Genomic DNA, 15,822 nt, shown 5'->3' with positions numbered 1-15,822 from the left:
CGCGCAAGGCGCCCAATTCTAGAACGACTAACCCTGAGAGGCCAGCATGGATCAGCGGCGGGACAATCTCGCTCAATGGGCGGTGGCGATGATTCGCCAGCATTCCGATTTTGATGTGACCGCAGAAATGGACATGGTATCCGGAGACGCAAGCTTCCGGCGCTACTTCCGTCTGCATTGCTTGAACCACAGCTGGATTGCCGTTGATGCTCCGGCTGAGAAAGAAGACAACCCGCGCTTTGTACGTATCGCGCAGGCCTGGCACAAACACGATGTGGCTGTACCTAAGGTGCTGGCATACGATTTTGACCAGGGCTTTATGCTGCTGGAAGACTTCGGCGACCAGATGCTGTGGCCGGCGCTGCACGCTGATGGCGTCAGCAGCGCGACGATACAGGGGCTGTATGAACAGGCCATTACCCAGTTGCTGCATATTCAGGATTTACCGGCCGATAATCTGCCGCCTTACGATGCGGCATTACTCGATCAGGAAATGGCGCTGTTCCGCGACTGGCTCTGTGTGCAACAGCTGGGTATGACGCTGAGCAGTGCTGAAGAGCAGCTGTTGGCCGACACCTTTGCCTTATTAAAGGCCAATGCGCTGGCGCAACCGGTGGTGGCTGTGCACCGCGATTATCATTCACGCAATCTGATGCTGCGCGCTGACGGTTCGCTCGGTGTGATTGATTTTCAGGATGCCGTAGCAGGCCCGGCGACCTACGATCTGGTGTCTCTGCTGCGTGACTGTTATGTGCGCTGGCCGGCGACGCTGGTTGATGAACTGGCGGCGTCTTACTGGCAGCAGGCGCGTCCACGTGGCATTTATCTGGGCGAATGGAACCAGTTCCAGCGCGATTTTGATTTTATGGGAATGCAGCGTCATTTAAAGGCCGCCGGTATTTTTGCGCGCCTGAATCTGCGTGACGGTAAGAGCGGTTATCTGGCAGATATTCCTAACACCTGTCAGTACCTGCTGGAAATCAGTGGCCGTTATGAAGAATGCGCCGCCTTCCATCAGTGGCTGGCTGAGGTCTTTATCCCACAGCTGGATAAACTGCCGGCTGCGGGTACTGACCAGCGTCGTGACAGCAGCGCTGAATGAAAGCCATGATTCTCGCCGCCGGTCGCGGGACCCGGATGGCGCCGCTGACCGATAACTGCCCCAAACCGCTGCTGCCGCTGGCGGGTAAAGCGCTGATTGTTCACCACATTGAAAAGCTGGTAACTGCCGGCATTACCGGACTGGTGATCAATCACGCCTGGCTTGGCCATATGCTGGAGCAACAGCTGGGCGATGGCTCGGCCTTTGGTGCACAGATTCAGTATTCGCCGGAGGCCAGTGCGCTGGAAACCGGTGGCGGTATTCTGCAGGCGTTACCCTTATTAACCGCAACAGGGCAGGAGCCGTTTTTGCTGGTTAATGGTGATGTCTGGACCGACTGGGATTACCAGCAGGCGTTGCAGGTTTCACTGGCGAATGATCTGGCGCATTTATGGCTGGTGGATAACCCGGAACATAATCCTGCCGGCGATTTTGCCCTGCGTGATGGCAGGGTTCTGAGTGGCGGGAATATTCATCATGATCGTCTGACCTTCAGTGGTCTGAGTGTGTTGCGGCCAGAATTGTTTGACGCTCAGGAGCCGGGGGCTTTTCCACTGGCACCGTTACTGCGAAGGGCAATGGACGCCGGCCGTGTGGGCGGCACTCATTTGCGTCAGCGCTGGGTGGATGTCGGTACGCCACAGCGGCTGGCAGAACTGGATGATTATCTGCGGACGACGGCTTTATGAATTTCTGGTTTGGTAAAGCCATGGGCGCAGTGATTGGCCTGTTCAGCGGCGGCCCTTTTGGTTTGCTGGTCGGCGCCTTTGCCGGGCATCTGTTTGACCAGACGTTGGGGAAGGTGTTGCTTGGCCATGAGCCTTCGGCAGTTGCCGGCAGCCACAACGAACGGGCGCAGGTGCAGCAGGTGTTCTTTCGCGCGACTTTCCGTGTGATGGGACGGCTGGCCAAGGCCGACGGCCGGGTCAGCGAGCAGGAAATTGATGCCGCCAGCCATATCATGGATCAGATGGGGCTGACCGGGCCGCAGCGTAATAATGCGATTCAGTTTTTCACCGAAGGCAAAGACCCGGATGTGGATTTAATGCCGGATCTGAACCGGTTGCGTGAGCTGTTCGCCCAGCGTGCTGGACTGGCGCAGATGTTTCTCGAAATTCAGCTCAGCGTGGCTTATGCCGATGGTCGCCTGTCGATTGAAGAGCGGCGTCTGTTTGACCGCATCTGCCGCGCGCTGGATATCGGTGCTTTTCAGTTTGAATGGATTAATGGCCGGGTGCAGGCGGCGATGCGCGGTGCCGGTCAGCGCCAGCAGCAGTCGCGGCCGGGTGCGCAGCCACAAAGTCAGTTGCGCGATGCCTACACCGTACTGGGCGTTACCCCCGAGGCAACCGACGATGAACTGAAAAAAGCCTATCGCCGTTTAATGAGTCAGCATCATCCCGACAAGCTGGTGGCCAAAGGTTTACCGGAAGAAATGATGAAACTGGCGAAAGAAAAAACCCAGGAAATCCAGACCGCTTACGATCTGGTGCGCAAAGCGCGGGCTTAATCTTTATGCCTGCTAGCGACCAGGGCGGGTGAAGCGTTCGCTGGCTTTTTTATCCAGCCAGCGTCCAAGCCGGAGCAGTTCCAGATGGGTAATAATCAGGCTGACCAACAGCAGGGCAAAGCCGATTACCGGCCAGCGGCTGGAAAGAATCCAGGATGCTGCATAAATTGCGATAACCGGTAGCAGCACTTTGCTGACAATATTGAGCAGGAACTCCCAAGGGCCTTTGCCTGGCGGTCGTGTTTTTCTTATAGGCATCCGTAATTCTCAGAAATCCTTCACCTTGCCGCGCATATTTTTAATCGCACCGCGTTTGGTTTTACTGTCGACCCGTTTCTTTTTCGCGGAACGGGTCGGACGGGTGGCGATGCGTTTGGCCTGAACTTTGGTTACGCTCTGAATTAATTGCTGTAAGCGGGTCAGGGCATCCAGCCGGTTCTGTTCCTGTGTGCGGTATTGCTGCGCTTTGATAATAATAACGCCGTCCTGAGTGATGCGCTGATCACGCAGTTCTAACAGTTTTTCTTTATAAAATTCCGGTAGGTTGGATGCCTGAACGCTAAAGCGCAGATGAATGGCGCTGGACACTTTATTCACGTTCTGACCGCCGGCGCCCTGGGCGCGTATCGCGGTCATATCGATGTCAGACCAGGGAATGCTGACGCTGTGGCTGATAAACAGCGGGTCGGTAATATCGTTCATGCGTTGCTTTAACGTCGCCTTTTTTAATGGCTGGTTTTAATCCGTGCTTTTAACCGGTGCCTTTAGACCGGTACTTTTTAGACTGGTACCTTGGCCAGATGAAAGGCAATGGCCCAGAAATGACAGAAGCCACCGCCAATCACAAATAAATGCCAGATTTCGTGGAAGCCAAACCATTTCGGCCAGGGGTTCGGCCATTTGGTGGCGTAGACCACCGCACCAATGGTGTAGCTCAGGCCGCCGTAGGTAATCCATTCCAGTGCACCGGCGGGAATCTGATCGAGCAGTGGATAAACAAACACCACCAGCCAGCCCATCAGCACATAAATGACGGTGGAGAACCAGCGTGGCGCGCTGATCCAAACCAGTTTAAGAATGACACCGGTCAGAGCCAGTCCCCAGACCACGCCAAACAACCACCAGCCGCTGCTGCCGTGCAGAGGCACCAGACAAATCGGTGTATAGGTGCCGGCAATCAGCAAAAAAATCGCCATATGATCGATGCGCTTCAGCCACTGAATGACCTCTTCTGAAGCATGGATCATGTGATACACCGTGCTGCTGGCAAACATCAGCAGCAGCGTGGCACCAAAAATCATAAAGGACACCATATGCCAGACACCGCCGTACATGGCAGCCTGAGCGGCGAGAATACAGAGGGCGACAATGGCAAAAACAGCGCCGGCCAGATGGGTCAGGCCACTGATGGGATCACGGAAAACAGCATGCATAGCGTTACAACTTATTTATGGTTTGGTGAGAGTCGGAGCATCTCTGCAGTATTTGCAGATGCCCCGGCTATGATACGGCTTTTTATCCGGGCCTGTTAAATTAGTATGCTCCGGCTCAACCTCATCTCACTTAACCTGCTGCACTGAGGATTTACCGTGTCTTTGTCGTCTCAGGATTCTGATCACTGCTGGAAGCTGTATCTTGTCCGCATGGCCAGTGGTCAGCTGTATTGTGGCATCAGCACCGATGTAGAACGGCGCTTCGCTGAACATTGCGCTAATGGCGCTAAAACCGCACGTGCCCTGCGTGGTCGCGGACCTCTGGCGCTGGTTTATCAGACTGAGGTGGGTGCTCATGGCGATGCACTGCGGGCGGAAATGCGGGTGAAAAAGCTGCCTAAGGCGGAAAAAGAGAAACTGGTGCGCGGCGAACGTCCCTTGCCCTGAAGTCTTTCCGGGCAAGGGAGTTGTGACATTTAGGCAAGAATTAACGGCGACGACGAACAACCGCAGCCAGTGCCAGCAACCAGATCAGGGCGCCACCGGAGGAGCCGGATTTTTTGTTGGGCTTGGCACTGGAAGGCGCATCAATAATTCCATCAGCATTGCCATCCATCAGCATGGCTTGCGGGAGTTTCAGCCCCGGAGCCTGCTCCTGAGTGCCAAACACCCACAGCGTTTCATTCTGACTGTTTTTACTGTTGTTCCAGCCGCTGAACTGCAGGCCATCACAGGCATCAGCAGCGCTGGCGCATTGTATATGAGCCAGATCGAAGTTCTGGTTCGGAATCAGGGAACCGTATCCTTTACCTTCGGCACGCTTTGCCAGATCACGGGCAGCGTGGGTGTCTGTTACATCAGTCAGTGTCATCCCACCGCTTTCACCGGTCAGCGCGCCGATAAAGCGGGTGGGGTTTTCGTCTTTCTCTGGCAGACGCACGGTACCGATCACCCGTAACAGCGAGCTGTCTTCCATTGAGCCTGCAATGCCACCGGCACGGGCATAAATCTGTTCGTCGAGATTAACGCTACCGCTGGTCAGAGTGTCGCTGATGTCAGTTTTGTTCATGGCGCCTGCAAGAGCACCGATTTGGGTCCGGCCACTGGTTGTGGAGGCGACAAAGCTGCGTTTAACCGTACTGCTGATGGTCGGGTCTGTGGACGAGGTTGCAGTCATTCTGCCAACCAGACCGCCGATATTTTGATCACCGCTGACGTTGCTTTGTACGCCTGCTTCATCAACATTGCTGTCGCTGAGGTAGCCAGCCAGTCCGCCGCTGTTCTCTTCACCGCTGATGGTGGTTTTCAGCAGAATGCGGTTGATGGTCAGCTCTTCACCTGAACCGATCAGGCCGCCGTTATCACGGGCATCGCAGAACGGCTGGCAGTTTTGTACTTCACTGGCGGTAGCCGTTACTTTTGTCTCGGCCTCAATTTTCTGGAACAGGCTGCGCCAGGCGTAGCCTGCCAATGCCCCGGAGTTACCACCACCCTTAACATCGGCGGTCAGTTTCAGGTCATGAATGCTGGCGAGTTCCAGATAGCCGAACAGTCCGGTGAAGTACTCGCCGGGACGATTGATCGTGAGGTTGTGCAACGCATGGCCCTGACCGTGAAATTCCGTGGCGAACTTCAGGTTGAAGTTACCAATCGGCTCAAAGCCTTTGCCGTCATTCCAGAACTGATCGCCCTCATCAAAGCGGCCATTGCCGTTGGTATCGAAATTCAGGTCGCGGGTCAGCTCGTAGCCATTACAGCCGCTGGCCGGACAACCGCCATTGGCGCCGTACAGATGGGTGCCCTGAATTTCTGTTGGGTGTTCGGTCGCGGTGTTATTACGGATCTCGTTCAGATCCTGCAGATCTTCGATTTCAATCAGACCGTTGTGGTCGCTGTCATAGATATCGCGTGGCGCGGCAACACTGAGTGCTGAGGTAAAAGCCAGCAGGGCAGGAATGAAGGGGGTAAAACGCATAGAGGCTCCGGACGTCCTGTTCTCAATGCCGGAATGATAATAGATATCAATTAATCGTTGCATACAGTGTGTGGCATTTCACTGTTCGTCTGATGCAACAGGTCAGAGTGTTTCTGTACTGCGGCTGGCCTGTATTGGCAGGTTTGGATAGTGACCGCTCAATGCTGGTGTGGTACAAAAGTACACAAATGCCAGACAATAACAATAAAGGTCCAGTCTCATGCGCGTTCTTCTTTCGTTGCTGACGCTTGTCTCGCTGACAGGCTGCGCAGCTACTCAGGAAATCTTTGTCCCCCAGCCTGCTGCTCAAAGTGTTGCTACAGAAAAGTCAGCGACGGCGGGTGCCGTATCGGTCGATATTACGCCGCCGCCAGGTATGCCGATGGGTGGCTATTCGGTGATGGCTAACCGTGGCCAGGGCTTCCGTACCCGTATCAAGGCGCGGGTGGTGTATATCAATGATGGTAAAGGGCAGTCCGTGGCGCTGGTGCAGACCGACCTGACCGCCGCCTCGCTGTTGCTGCAGCATGAAGTGGCCGCACGTGTTGCGGAAAAAACCGGGCTCAAGCCGGGTGATATTGCCATTACGGCTTCCCACAGCCACTCGGCGCCGGTGAATTTCTTTGATAACGATTTTTATAACAAGCATATGTCCAGCGGTCAGTGGCTTGAGCCGGACTTTCTGGAATTTGCCGCAAGCCGTATCAGCGCCGGTATTATTCAGGCTTATGAATCACGCCGTCCGGCTAAAATCGCCACCGGTAAAAAAGACATTTACGGCTATAACCGTAACCGGGCGCTTGATTCTTATGTGCTGAACAGTGATGTGCAGGGAGTGGACCTGGATGATCCGCAGGCTAAGTTTGAAGCCGTTAATCCATCTCTTTATATGGTGCGGGTGGATGTGCGAGATGATGATGGACAATACAAACCACTGGGCGCTTTCTCCAGTTTCTCAGTACATGCCACGGCCCTGAGCGTTCCGGTTGAAGTGTATAACGCCGACCTGTTTGCCTACGCACAGAAAGATCTGGAATGGACAATCCGCTCCCGTTACAAAACGACCTGGCCGGTGGTACATGCTCTGAGCACCGGTACTCAGGGTGATATGGCACCGGCTCTGGAAGAGCATGGTGACAACTACTTCGGCCATTTTGATGTTGACTGGAAAGCTGCGAAAAAACTGGGTCAGGGTATTGGTGCCGAGGCCATCAGCCTGTTCGAATCTCTCGGCTCGCAACTGAGCGGTGATATTCAGCTGGCCAGCGCAGCGCGCGAGCTGAACATCCGCGAACATAACAAAGCCGGTGATGTGGCCATCTGTGAAGACGGTGCGGTAGGTAATACTGTTGCCGCCGGTGCGTATGAACGCCGCACCCCATGGCTGAGCGCAATTCCGTTCTTCCATGGCGGCAATATCATGGCGCGCCGCTGGTGGTTCTTTAAAGACGGTTGTCAGGGTAACAAGCGCCATCTGGGGTTCTCTTTCCTGCAGCCGCTGCTGGAGCCGAAAGACAGCTTCCCGAATACCGTGATGTTCCAGCTGCTGCGCATTAACGACATGGTGGTTCTGCCGCTGCCGTTTGAAACCACGACTGAATCCGGTCGCCGGATTTCGGCCGCCGTCAGTGACACTTTTGCTGCTGCCGGTGAGGACGTGAAATACGTCTGGGTGGCCAGCAATGCCAACGGTTACTTTGGCTACACCACCACGCCGGAAGAATACTCGCGCCAGAACTATGAAGGCGGCCACACACTGTATGGCCAGTACACCACGCCTTATCTGGCAGCACAGCTGGGTACGCTGGCGCAGGACTTTCTGCAGAATGGCCGCGTGCAGGAATTAAAACCGGAATGGCGTTATGAGCTGAAGGTTAATCACTTCCTGCCGCAACCTGTGGCGAGTACCGGCAAGCGTGAATGGCTGCAGCTTCCGCATGAGGTAAGTGCTGAAGAAGCCAATGAAGAAAACTACGTTGCGGTACGCTGGCTGGATATCGGCCCGGATCAGATTGCCTTTGATCAGCGACTGGTTCGCGTTGAGCATAAAGTTGGCGATCAGTGGCAGCAGCTGGTGATTAATGGCGAGCCGGTGCACGATGATGGCTACGATATTGAAGTGCGTTATCTGGATGACGGCGATAACGGCATGGCGGAATACGAAAGCCGCTGGTATAACCCGGTAGCCGGGGGCGAATACCGTTTTGTGATCGAAGCGCGGGATAACCAGCCACGGATAACATCGGCCGGCTTTACTTTCAGTGATAACGACAGAGAAGGCGTAGCCTTAGCTGAATAGCGCCTGAATCGGGCTGTGGCGTGCTGGAATAAGCCCGTCGCAGCGCCGGAATTGACGCCTGATGCCGGAGTTTCTGTACGAATCTCCGGCTTTTTTACAGTAATGTCACATTGCTCCTTTAGATTTGGCGCCCCCGTTGAGTAGAATGACCCGCTGATAGTTTCAGGGATAACAACAAATATCATGTTCAAAGCCATTTGGACGGCCCGCTGGTTTGTAGTGCTGGGCGTTTTAACCTTCATTTTTGTTCTTGTCATCAATACACCGCTGCATTTTGTCTGGCGTTATGTTGAGCCACAGGCAGGGCGCTTGCCGTTAAAAATTGAGCAGGTGTCCGGTACCTTGTGGGAAGGACGTATGCGTTTTGCTGTTCCGCAACTGCGGGATCTGGGCAGTCTCGATGCCCGCTGGCAGCTTAGCCCTCTGGCGTTACTGGCTGGTCGCGCCGATTTTGACTTCAGCGTGCTGGGCGATGGTGTGCGTTTAAAGAGCGCCGCCCGCATTGGTCTGGATCAGCAATTGCAGATTCTCGGCGCCGATGGTTATCTCAACGCGGACAAAATTCAGCGTCTGCTGAGCCGTAACCGGGTATCGGTCGCCGGCGAGTTTGAACTGAACCGCCTGCTGGCCAGTGTCAATCTGCAGACCCGGCAATTCTCCGATGTCTCCGGCCGACTGGTGTACAGCGGTGGAGAGGTCGGCTTCCCGGTAGATAACAAGCCTATCCGCGCCACCATGCCGATGCTGATTGGCACTTTGGGGATGGAGCCGGAAAAAGCTGTGCTGAACATTGAAACAACAGAGGGCCAGGCACTGATCCAGGGCTTTATGCAGCAGGACGGCTGGGGCGGGATCGCTATCCGCCGGCGTTTTCTGGATGTGTTAGGACAGAAGTGGCCAGCCGAAGCCACCGAAGAAACAGTAATTTTTGAAGTGTCTCATAAGGTTCTGTAACCTTGGGCGCTTCGTTTACGGAGTAAGAACGTTTTGGCAGACAAGGTGGCTGAGTTAATGAGCTGGCAGCGCTGGACGCTGGTGCTGGGCAAGACTGCCCTGACCGTCCTGTTATCCTGGCAGCTTGCGCATCTGACCTGGCTTATTGTGGCGCCGGAGCCGTTGCTGCTGAAAGCGCCGTCGCAGGCCCGTGATGGAGCACAAAACAGCGGCATGCTGAGTGGCGCGGGCCAGTATCACCTGTTCGGTGATGTAACGGCAGAGCCGGTTCAGGCGGTCGCCAAAGAGGTCGATGCACCGGATACCCGCTTGCGTCTGCAGCTTTTGGGCGTTACCCGCAGTTCCCGTGCCGAAGCATCCAGTGCCATTATTGCGCCGAAAGGCGGCCTCGGAGAATTCTACCGCATCGGTGATGCGGTACAGGGGCGCACACGTCTGGCCGGCGTCTATGATGATAAAGTCATCCTCGATACCAACGGCAAACTCGAAACCCTGAAATTCGATGAAGAATCCAGTGCCGGCATCAGCGCCCGCGCTGTGAGTGCCCCGCGTGCCGAGGTAAAACGCAGTGGCTCTTTGCGTGAGCGCTTCAAACAGGTTCGCAGCCCGTCAGAATTTATGAATATGGTTACCGAAGAGGTTGCCGGAGATGCGGAAGGGGCCATGCGTGAAATGGGTCTGGAAGCCATTGGCTCAGGTCAGGGCTACCGTGTACAAGCCGGCTCCGTTCTGACGGCACTGCAGATGCAGCCCGGAGATATTGTACTGTCGGTTAACGGACAGGCGCTGGGAGATCCGCAGAGTGATCAGCAGTTATTGCAACAGGTCAGCAGTGAAGGTAACGCACGCATTGAAGTGCAGCGTGGCAACAGCCGTTTTGTTGTTAATCACAAGATTAATTAAAGGATATTGAGTGTGTTAAAGCAGTGGGCATTCGTCATTATGCTGTTGGTCAGCGCCGTAACACAGGCCGCGCAGGACAGCTGGCAGATTAATCTGAAAGAAGCGGATATCGGCGCCTTTATCAGTCAGGTCGCTGATATTACCGGTAAAAGCTTTGTGGTCGATCCGCGGGTTAAAGGCAAAGTAAACGTGCTTTCCAGCGAAGCGATGAACAAAGAAGGCGTTTACGAGCTGTTTTTGTCCGTGTTGCAGGTACAGGGCTATGTTGCCGTACCGGCTGGTGACGTAATCCTGATTGTGCAACAGAACGAAGTGAAGCAGCAGGGACGTGATCTGGATGAAAAAGTCGCCGTCGACAGCCAGGAGCTGCTGACCAAAGTTATTATGATTAAGAACACCCCGGCGCTCGATCTGGTACCGATTCTGCGTCCGCTGGTGGCTAAATATGGTCATCTGGCCGGGGTTAAATCCGCCAATGCCCTGATTATTTCTGATCATGCCGCCAATATTCAGCGTATCGAACAGATCATTGACCGTCTGGATAAATCCGGCAGCGAAGAGCTGGAGGTCATCCAGCTGAAAGAGGCCTGGGTTGGTAACGTGGTTACCATGCTGCAGAGTCTCGATCCGGCCAAGGTGTCACAGGGGACAGCTGCCAACGCCAACGAAAATACCGCCGGTTCCATTCGTGTGGTAGCTGACGAGCGCAGTAACCGCCTGATCGTAAAAGGTGAGAAAAGCGCCCGTGAACGTATCCGTAAACTGATCGAAGAACTGGATCAGCCATCCTATTTCTCCGGCAGCGCCAAGGTTATCCGTCTGCAGTATGCCGATGCGAAAAAACTGTCTGAGCTGCTGAAAAACCTGATGTCTGATGCCTCTTCCGCCGCCGATAAAGATGCTACTCAGGCGAAAGGTAAGGCCGGTATTCATGCCGATGAAGAGCTGAATGCGCTGGTGGTTCGCGCTGAGCCCTCTCTGATGAAAGAAATTGAAGAGCTGGTTGCTGCGCTGGATGTGCGCCGTGCACAGGTGCTTATTGAGTCTGCGATTGTTGAGGTTACCGGCGATATCACTGATGCGCTGGGCGTGCAGTGGGCGACCGGTAATCTGGATGCGCCGGTTGCAGGTACCAACTTCTCCAATTCCGGCCCGTCGCTGAGCACCATTGCGACAGGAATTGCGACCGGTAATCCGGCGGCTGCCATCGGTAGCGGTCTGACCATCGGTGGTTATCATGAAGTAAATGGTGAGGTCGATTTTGGTGTGATTCTGCAGGCACTGGCGAGTAATAGTCTGACCAACCTGCTGTCGACGCCGAGCATCATGACGCTGGATAACCAGGAAGCAGAAATTATTGTCGGCCAGACCGTTCCTTTCCGCACCGGCTCGACCGCCTCAAGCAGCAATACCAACCCCTTTACCACCATTGACCGTAAAGACGTGGGTATTTCACTCAAGGTTAAACCGCACATTCACGATGGCGAAGCCATTCGTCTGGAAGTGGAAGCAACCGCTGAATCAGTATCGCAAACCACCATCGATGGCAGTGCCGACCTGATCACCAACAAGCGTTCCATTAAAACCATGATTTTGTCGGAAAACGAAGAAACCATCGTGCTGGGTGGTCTGATCCGTGACGATATCCGTGAAGTGGAAAGCAAAGTACCATTGCTGGGCGATATTCCACTGCTGGGCTGGTTGTTTAAGTCGAAGTCGGTCACTCAGGTAAAGAGTAACCTGATGGTTTTCCTGCGCCCGACCATTGTTAACAATACCGGCGTTGCGCGTAAACTGACGGAAGATAAATACAATGGCATCTGGGAGTTCAGTCTGTCGGATAGACTTGGCCAGGAAGATGTTGATGCTCAGTTAGAAAAACTGTTTCAGGGTTTACCGGTTAATCGCGATAAAGAGTAATCTTCTTGCTGTGATTCAGAATCATAAGGCCCCGTTTTACGGGGCTTTTTTATTTATGGCTTTGTTAAATTATTGAGCAAGCTCCAGCGGCTGCAGTCCGGCCTTGCGCATTAAATCCAACAGTCCGATTAATGGCAGTCCGATCAGACTGTTGGCATCACGACCTTCCAGTTTTTCAAATAAATTAATACCCAGCCCTTCCACTTTAAAACTGCCGGCACAGTCATAAGGCTGCTCGAGTGTGACATAACGTTCGATCTCTGCATCGCTGAGATTGCGGAAATGCACATGGAAAGGCTCTGTCAGCGAATAATATTCACCACTGTCACTGTTAAGCAGGCACAGACCGGTATAAAAACTGACGCGCTGGCCATTGGCGCGTTGCAGTTGGGCAACGGCGTTGTCGTGGTTACCGGGCTTGCCGCAGATCTGGTTGTTTAATACACAGGTCTGATCGCTGCCAATGATCCAGTGTTGCGGATATTGTGCGGCCAGTGCCCGGGCTTTTTCGTACGCCAGGCGGGCGACATAATCCTGCGGCGATTCGTTTGCCGATGGTGTTTCGTCAATATCAGGGCTGGCACAGTCAAAAGGAATCCGTAACCGGGCCAGTAGTTCACGGCGGTACGGCGAGCCGGAGGCGAGCAGTAGCTTCATAGTTTTACCGTTTTGCAGATACGCAGATATAAAAAAACCGGGTAAAAACCCGGTTTTCTTTTTACCACAAAGGCTGATTAAGCAGCGAAGTTCGCGTTGGCGAATTCCCAGTTAACCAGAGCCCAGAAACCTTTCAGGTAATCAGGACGTACGTTGCGGTAATCGATGTAGTAAGCGTGTTCCCACAGGTCAACAGTGATCAGTGGAGTCAGGCCTTCGGTGATCGGGGTTGCAGCGTTGGACGTGTTAACAATGTCCAGAGCGCCGTCAGCTTTTTTCACCAGCCAGGTCCAGCTTGAACCGAAGTTGTTAACAGCCATATCGTTGAATTTGGCCTGGAAATCAGCAAAAGAGCCAAAAGAAGCGTTGATCGCATCAGCAACAGCGCCAGTAGGCTCGCCACCGCCGTTCGGGCTCAGGCTGTTCCAGTAGAAGGTGTGGTTCCAGATCTGAGCTGCGTTGTTGAATACGCCACCGGAAGAAGTTTTGATGATTTCTTCCAGAGTTTTGCCTTCAAACTCAGTGCCGCCGATCAGGCCATTCAGCTTAACCACGTAGGTGTTGTGGTGCTTGCCGTGGTGGAAATCCAGGGTTTCGGCAGAAATGTGTGGTTCCAGTGCGTCTTTTGCGTACGGCAGGGCTGGTAATTCAAATGCCATGGTGTATCTCCATTCATTACTGAGTCAGGTTGCATATCTTGCTGAATTATCGAAGCTCTGTAAGGATTGGCTTTTACAATACCAGGCTGGCAGAGCTTCTTTAGAGCCCGAATCATAGCACCACTGTATTTAGGGTGCTATTCATGAGGTTTGTAGGGGTATTGAACAGACTGTCTCTGTCGCATGCAGTAAGCCTTTGGCCTGGTGCTGATGGCGGGGAAGAATAACAGCGCCCGCAATTCATCCTGACGGCAGATGCCGTTATACTGGGCGCAATAATAATGATGACGTTTTCGTGGGGGCAAAAAAATGGATAAAGAAAAAGAACCACTGGTGCCGGATATGAAGCCATCGCAGGAAGATATTGCCCTGCGTCAGAAGCAGTTGCAGGCTCGTCGTATTGCGGCCCAGCGTGCAGCAGCGGCAAAAGCCGGTCCATCGGCTGCAGCGACTGTAGCCGCGCCAGTACAGAAACAGACGCTGGCTGTTGTGGCGCTGGTCGTTGCTGTGGCAATGGGTGGTCTGGCCGCCTTTTTGTTTACGCAGTTACAGACTCTGCAGGGACAGTTTGCCAATGCTGAAGCACTGCTGAAAAGCCAGGCTGCCAATATTAATGTGCTGAATGAGAAACTGTCGGTTACTGGTGAAAATGCCAACCTGTCGCTGGATGCTCTGAAAGTAATTATCAAAGAACACGATACCGAAATCCGTAAACTCTGGGATGTGGCGAATAAGCGTAATAAGGCTGATATCGCCAGCAATGAAAAAGCCATCACGTCGTTAAAAGGATCGCTGGCCGGTCTGGATAAAGAACTGAAGGCCAGCAATGACAAACAGCAGAAAGCTCTGGCAGCAAGCGATGCTGCATTACAGAAGAAACTGGATGCTGGTATTGCTGACCTGAAGAAGAAGATAGCCAAAGTCGAAGCTCAGGTGCTGTCGATGCCTGCGGAAACGGAGCTGCGCGTGGCGCAGAACACCGAGTCTATTCAGTCTCTGGAAGCGGCTATGACCAAGATGCGTCAGAGTGGCGCTGGCGGTAATCTGGCCGATATGAAGCTGGAAATTGAAGATATTCAGATCCGTCTGGACCGCATTCAGAATGCGCTGGGTGGCGGCGCACAATAATGCCGCTGTCCGCATTATGTCAGCGTGGTGCTACGGCACCACGCCTGTCTCTTGAGCAGGATGCGGCGCAGCTGCGGCGTGAGCTTGCCAATTCTTTCTGCACCCTCACATCCATAGAAGTCGCCTGGCAATACGGTCAGCGTGCGGCGACGCCGGGCACTGCGTTTTTCTGCGGTTATCAGGCGGCGATGCGTCAGCTTGATCCGCAACTTGCTGCCGACGCCTGGGCGGCATTCTGTATCTCTGAAGCCGGATTACGTTCTTTGCGGCAGATGCAGACCCGCTTTGACGCACAAACTTCCTGTCTGAATGGCGAAAAATCCCATGTCATGCTGGCCAGCCGTGGGCTCGACCTGCTGTATGTGGTTGCTGCCTGCGATGATGATCTGCTGTGTGTGCAGGTAGCGGTAGATGCGACAGGGATTGAAGTTCTGGCTGCGCGTAAAGAGCAGCCTTTCTTAGCGGATGTTCCCCATACCCCGGTACGCTTCACCAATGTAAACATCACCTCGGCCTACCGTTGCCATGATGCTCATCGTCAGCTGAATAAGCCTTTCCGCTACTGGGAAGATGTGCATGTTGCGCTGGCATTCAGTGGCTGGTTGCTGGCAAATACCCATAGCGGCGGAGAAGGTGAACAATTATTGGCAGCGGCCGGGCATCTGGCGGATATTTTCTCTGCCTCGCCACAGCACTATTCACTGGCGGCTCTGGATGCTCTGGAAGAGGTTCTGACCTGTCAGGAAGTACTGCAGCCGCAGCTGCCTGACGACCTGCGCCCGCTCTGGTTACGGGATCGTATGCTGTTGCAGCTGGCGACACCTTTACGCGTCAGGATCCGCGCTTCATTGCTGGCGTAAATGCCTGTCAGCGTACGGTGATGGTTACCGAGGTGGTGCCGATGCTGACGTTGGAGGGCAGGGATGGTGGTGCTGTATCGATCGCCGGCATTTTCTCACTGTCCTGTGGTGTCAGAGAGTCTGTATCCAGTTTGTCGCTGGTTTCTGCTTTAGGATCAACATCAATACTGTCCGGTGTTTCAACGATGGTTTGCGCCATCTCCTTGTTCAGCAACCTTGAGAACTGAATGCTCTGCGACGTCGAGCGGTTATAGCGCTGTGCCCGGCTGTAGTCGTAATGGTGGGTACGCTGCTTGGCTTCTTCGATTGCTGTAAAAATATCGTTCGAATAATACTCATCATGAGGATTGGCCGCACGGACGCTGAGCGTCGTTGCGGCTAACAGAGTAAGCAGGCTGATCGCAGCTGTTCTCATAATGACC

The 15,822-nt window shown here is 54.0% G+C and carries 17 protein-coding genes; 10 read left to right on the top strand and 7 right to left on the bottom strand.

What is annotated here, in order from left to right:
* Positions 1-46 precede the first annotated feature (46 nt).
* The 3 genes from HUF19_RS14605 to djlA are packed head-to-tail and all read left to right on the top strand — an operon-like array spanning position 47 to position 2,612.
* Positions 47-1,102: an aminoglycoside phosphotransferase family protein gene (locus tag HUF19_RS14605; RefSeq protein WP_260997305.1), complete on the top strand. Its 1,056-nt coding sequence runs from the start codon at positions 47-49 to the stop codon at positions 1,100-1,102.
* Positions 1,099-1,791, top strand: coding sequence for an N-acetylmuramate alpha-1-phosphate uridylyltransferase MurU (gene murU, locus HUF19_RS14600; RefSeq protein WP_260997304.1), 693 nt, complete (start codon positions 1,099-1,101; stop codon positions 1,789-1,791). Before HUF19_RS14605 ends, murU begins: the two co-directional genes overlap by 4 nt.
* Positions 1,788-2,612 (top strand): co-chaperone DjlA, encoded by an 825-nt coding sequence (djlA, locus tag HUF19_RS14595; RefSeq protein WP_260997303.1) that lies wholly within the window; start codon positions 1,788-1,790, stop codon positions 2,610-2,612. The genes murU and djlA overlap by 4 nt, the downstream gene beginning before the upstream one ends.
* A gap of 12 nt (positions 2,613-2,624) precedes the next feature.
* Here djlA and HUF19_RS14590 read toward each other — a convergent pair whose 3' ends face one another.
* From HUF19_RS14590 to trhA, 3 genes are all read right to left on the bottom strand, one after another.
* Positions 2,625-2,870: a hypothetical protein gene (locus HUF19_RS14590; RefSeq protein ID WP_260997302.1), complete on the bottom strand. Its 246-nt coding sequence runs from the start codon at positions 2,868-2,870 to the stop codon at positions 2,625-2,627.
* 9 nt (positions 2,871-2,879) lie between these two features.
* Positions 2,880-3,314: an alternative ribosome rescue aminoacyl-tRNA hydrolase ArfB gene (gene arfB, locus HUF19_RS14585; RefSeq protein ID WP_260997301.1), complete on the bottom strand. Its 435-nt coding sequence runs from the start codon at positions 3,312-3,314 to the stop codon at positions 2,880-2,882.
* Between the two features lie 77 nt (positions 3,315-3,391).
* Positions 3,392-4,045 carry a PAQR family membrane homeostasis protein TrhA gene (gene trhA, locus HUF19_RS14580; protein ID WP_145466404.1) on the bottom strand — a complete coding sequence of 218 codons (654 nt, stop codon included), beginning with the start codon at positions 4,043-4,045 and terminating at the stop codon, positions 3,392-3,394.
* Positions 4,046-4,201: 156 nt separating this feature from the next.
* Between trhA and HUF19_RS14575 the strand changes: the two genes are divergently transcribed.
* Positions 4,202-4,492: a GIY-YIG nuclease family protein gene (locus HUF19_RS14575; RefSeq protein WP_366516512.1), complete on the top strand. Its 291-nt coding sequence runs from the start codon at positions 4,202-4,204 to the stop codon at positions 4,490-4,492.
* A 40-nt stretch (positions 4,493-4,532) separates the two neighbouring features.
* Here HUF19_RS14575 and HUF19_RS14570 read toward each other — a convergent pair whose 3' ends face one another.
* Entirely contained in the window at positions 4,533-6,020 is a 1,488-nt protein-coding gene (locus HUF19_RS14570; protein ID WP_260997300.1) for a hypothetical protein, read from the bottom strand.
* 220 nt (positions 6,021-6,240) lie between these two features.
* Here HUF19_RS14570 and HUF19_RS14565 point away from each other — a divergent pair, with 220 nt between their 5' ends.
* From HUF19_RS14565 to gspD, 4 genes are all read left to right on the top strand, one after another.
* On the top strand, positions 6,241-8,319 hold the full coding sequence (locus HUF19_RS14565) for a neutral/alkaline non-lysosomal ceramidase N-terminal domain-containing protein (RefSeq protein WP_260997299.1): 2,079 nt from the start codon (positions 6,241-6,243) through the stop codon (positions 8,317-8,319).
* Positions 8,320-8,502: 183 nt separating this feature from the next.
* Positions 8,503-9,273 carry a type II secretion system protein N gene (gspN, locus tag HUF19_RS14560; RefSeq protein ID WP_260997298.1) on the top strand — a complete coding sequence of 257 codons (771 nt, stop codon included), beginning with the start codon at positions 8,503-8,505 and terminating at the stop codon, positions 9,271-9,273.
* A gap of 57 nt (positions 9,274-9,330) precedes the next feature.
* Positions 9,331-10,176: a type II secretion system protein N gene (locus HUF19_RS14555; RefSeq protein ID WP_260997297.1), complete on the top strand. Its 846-nt coding sequence runs from the start codon at positions 9,331-9,333 to the stop codon at positions 10,174-10,176.
* 12 nt (positions 10,177-10,188) lie between these two features.
* Entirely contained in the window at positions 10,189-12,096 is a 1,908-nt protein-coding gene (gene gspD / locus HUF19_RS14550) for a type II secretion system secretin GspD (RefSeq protein WP_260997296.1), read from the top strand.
* A gap of 69 nt (positions 12,097-12,165) precedes the next feature.
* Here gspD and HUF19_RS14545 read toward each other — a convergent pair whose 3' ends face one another.
* The gene (locus tag HUF19_RS14545; protein WP_260997295.1) at positions 12,166-12,753 is read right to left on the bottom strand and encodes a Maf family protein; all 588 of its coding nucleotides are present in this window, start codon (positions 12,751-12,753) and stop codon (positions 12,166-12,168) included.
* Positions 12,754-12,830: 77 nt separating this feature from the next.
* A complete protein-coding gene (gene sodB / locus HUF19_RS14540; RefSeq protein WP_260997294.1) occupies positions 12,831-13,412 on the bottom strand; it encodes a superoxide dismutase [Fe] in 582 nt (193 codons plus the stop codon).
* Positions 13,413-13,721: 309 nt separating this feature from the next.
* On the opposite strand from sodB, the gene HUF19_RS14535 reads away from it, so the two are divergent.
* Both HUF19_RS14535 and HUF19_RS14530 read left to right on the top strand, forming a co-directional pair.
* Positions 13,722-14,540 carry a hypothetical protein gene (locus HUF19_RS14535; RefSeq protein ID WP_260997293.1) on the top strand — a complete coding sequence of 273 codons (819 nt, stop codon included), beginning with the start codon at positions 13,722-13,724 and terminating at the stop codon, positions 14,538-14,540.
* Complete coding sequence (locus tag HUF19_RS14530) at positions 14,540-15,400, top strand: hypothetical protein (protein WP_260997292.1); 861 nt, start codon at positions 14,540-14,542, stop codon at positions 15,398-15,400. Before HUF19_RS14535 ends, HUF19_RS14530 begins: the two co-directional genes overlap by 1 nt.
* A gap of 7 nt (positions 15,401-15,407) precedes the next feature.
* Here HUF19_RS14530 and HUF19_RS14525 read toward each other — a convergent pair whose 3' ends face one another.
* Positions 15,408-15,815: a hypothetical protein gene (locus tag HUF19_RS14525; RefSeq protein ID WP_260997291.1), complete on the bottom strand. Its 408-nt coding sequence runs from the start codon at positions 15,813-15,815 to the stop codon at positions 15,408-15,410.
* Positions 15,816-15,822: the final 7 nt, after the last annotated feature.

This window comes from Thalassolituus hydrocarboniclasticus, assembly GCF_025345565.1.
Lineage (GTDB): Bacteria > Pseudomonadota > Gammaproteobacteria > Pseudomonadales > Oceanobacteraceae > Venatoribacter > Venatoribacter hydrocarboniclasticus.
This window is presented reverse-complemented; position numbering and strand designations above follow the sequence as displayed.

Bases quoted from the DNA above. Each gene is read 5' to 3' on its own strand.
- HUF19_RS14605 (WP_260997305.1), top strand. From the start codon at position 47: ATGGATCAGCGGCGGGACAATCTCGCTCAATGGGCGGTGGCGATGATT.
- murU (WP_260997304.1), top strand. From the start codon at position 1,099: ATGAAAGCCATGATTCTCGCCGCCGGTCGCGGGACCCGGATGGCGCCG.
- djlA (WP_260997303.1), top strand. From the start codon at position 1,788: ATGAATTTCTGGTTTGGTAAAGCCATGGGCGCAGTGATTGGCCTGTTC.
- HUF19_RS14590 (WP_260997302.1), bottom strand. From the start codon at position 2,870: ATGCCTATAAGAAAAACACGACCGCCAGGCAAAGGCCCTTGGGAGTTC.
- arfB (WP_260997301.1), bottom strand. From the start codon at position 3,314: ATGAACGATATTACCGACCCGCTGTTTATCAGCCACAGCGTCAGCATT.
- trhA (WP_145466404.1), bottom strand. From the start codon at position 4,045: ATGCATGCTGTTTTCCGTGATCCCATCAGTGGCCTGACCCATCTGGCC.
- HUF19_RS14570 (WP_260997300.1), bottom strand. From the start codon at position 6,020: ATGCGTTTTACCCCCTTCATTCCTGCCCTGCTGGCTTTTACCTCAGCA.
- HUF19_RS14565 (WP_260997299.1), top strand. From the start codon at position 6,241: ATGCGCGTTCTTCTTTCGTTGCTGACGCTTGTCTCGCTGACAGGCTGC.
- gspN (WP_260997298.1), top strand. From the start codon at position 8,503: ATGTTCAAAGCCATTTGGACGGCCCGCTGGTTTGTAGTGCTGGGCGTT.
- HUF19_RS14555 (WP_260997297.1), top strand. From the start codon at position 9,331: ATGAGCTGGCAGCGCTGGACGCTGGTGCTGGGCAAGACTGCCCTGACC.
- HUF19_RS14545 (WP_260997295.1), bottom strand. From the start codon at position 12,753: ATGAAGCTACTGCTCGCCTCCGGCTCGCCGTACCGCCGTGAACTACTG.
- sodB (WP_260997294.1), bottom strand. From the start codon at position 13,412: ATGGCATTTGAATTACCAGCCCTGCCGTACGCAAAAGACGCACTGGAA.
- HUF19_RS14535 (WP_260997293.1), top strand. From the start codon at position 13,722: ATGGATAAAGAAAAAGAACCACTGGTGCCGGATATGAAGCCATCGCAG.
- HUF19_RS14530 (WP_260997292.1), top strand. From the start codon at position 14,540: ATGCCGCTGTCCGCATTATGTCAGCGTGGTGCTACGGCACCACGCCTG.
- HUF19_RS14525 (WP_260997291.1), bottom strand. From the start codon at position 15,815: ATGAGAACAGCTGCGATCAGCCTGCTTACTCTGTTAGCCGCAACGACG.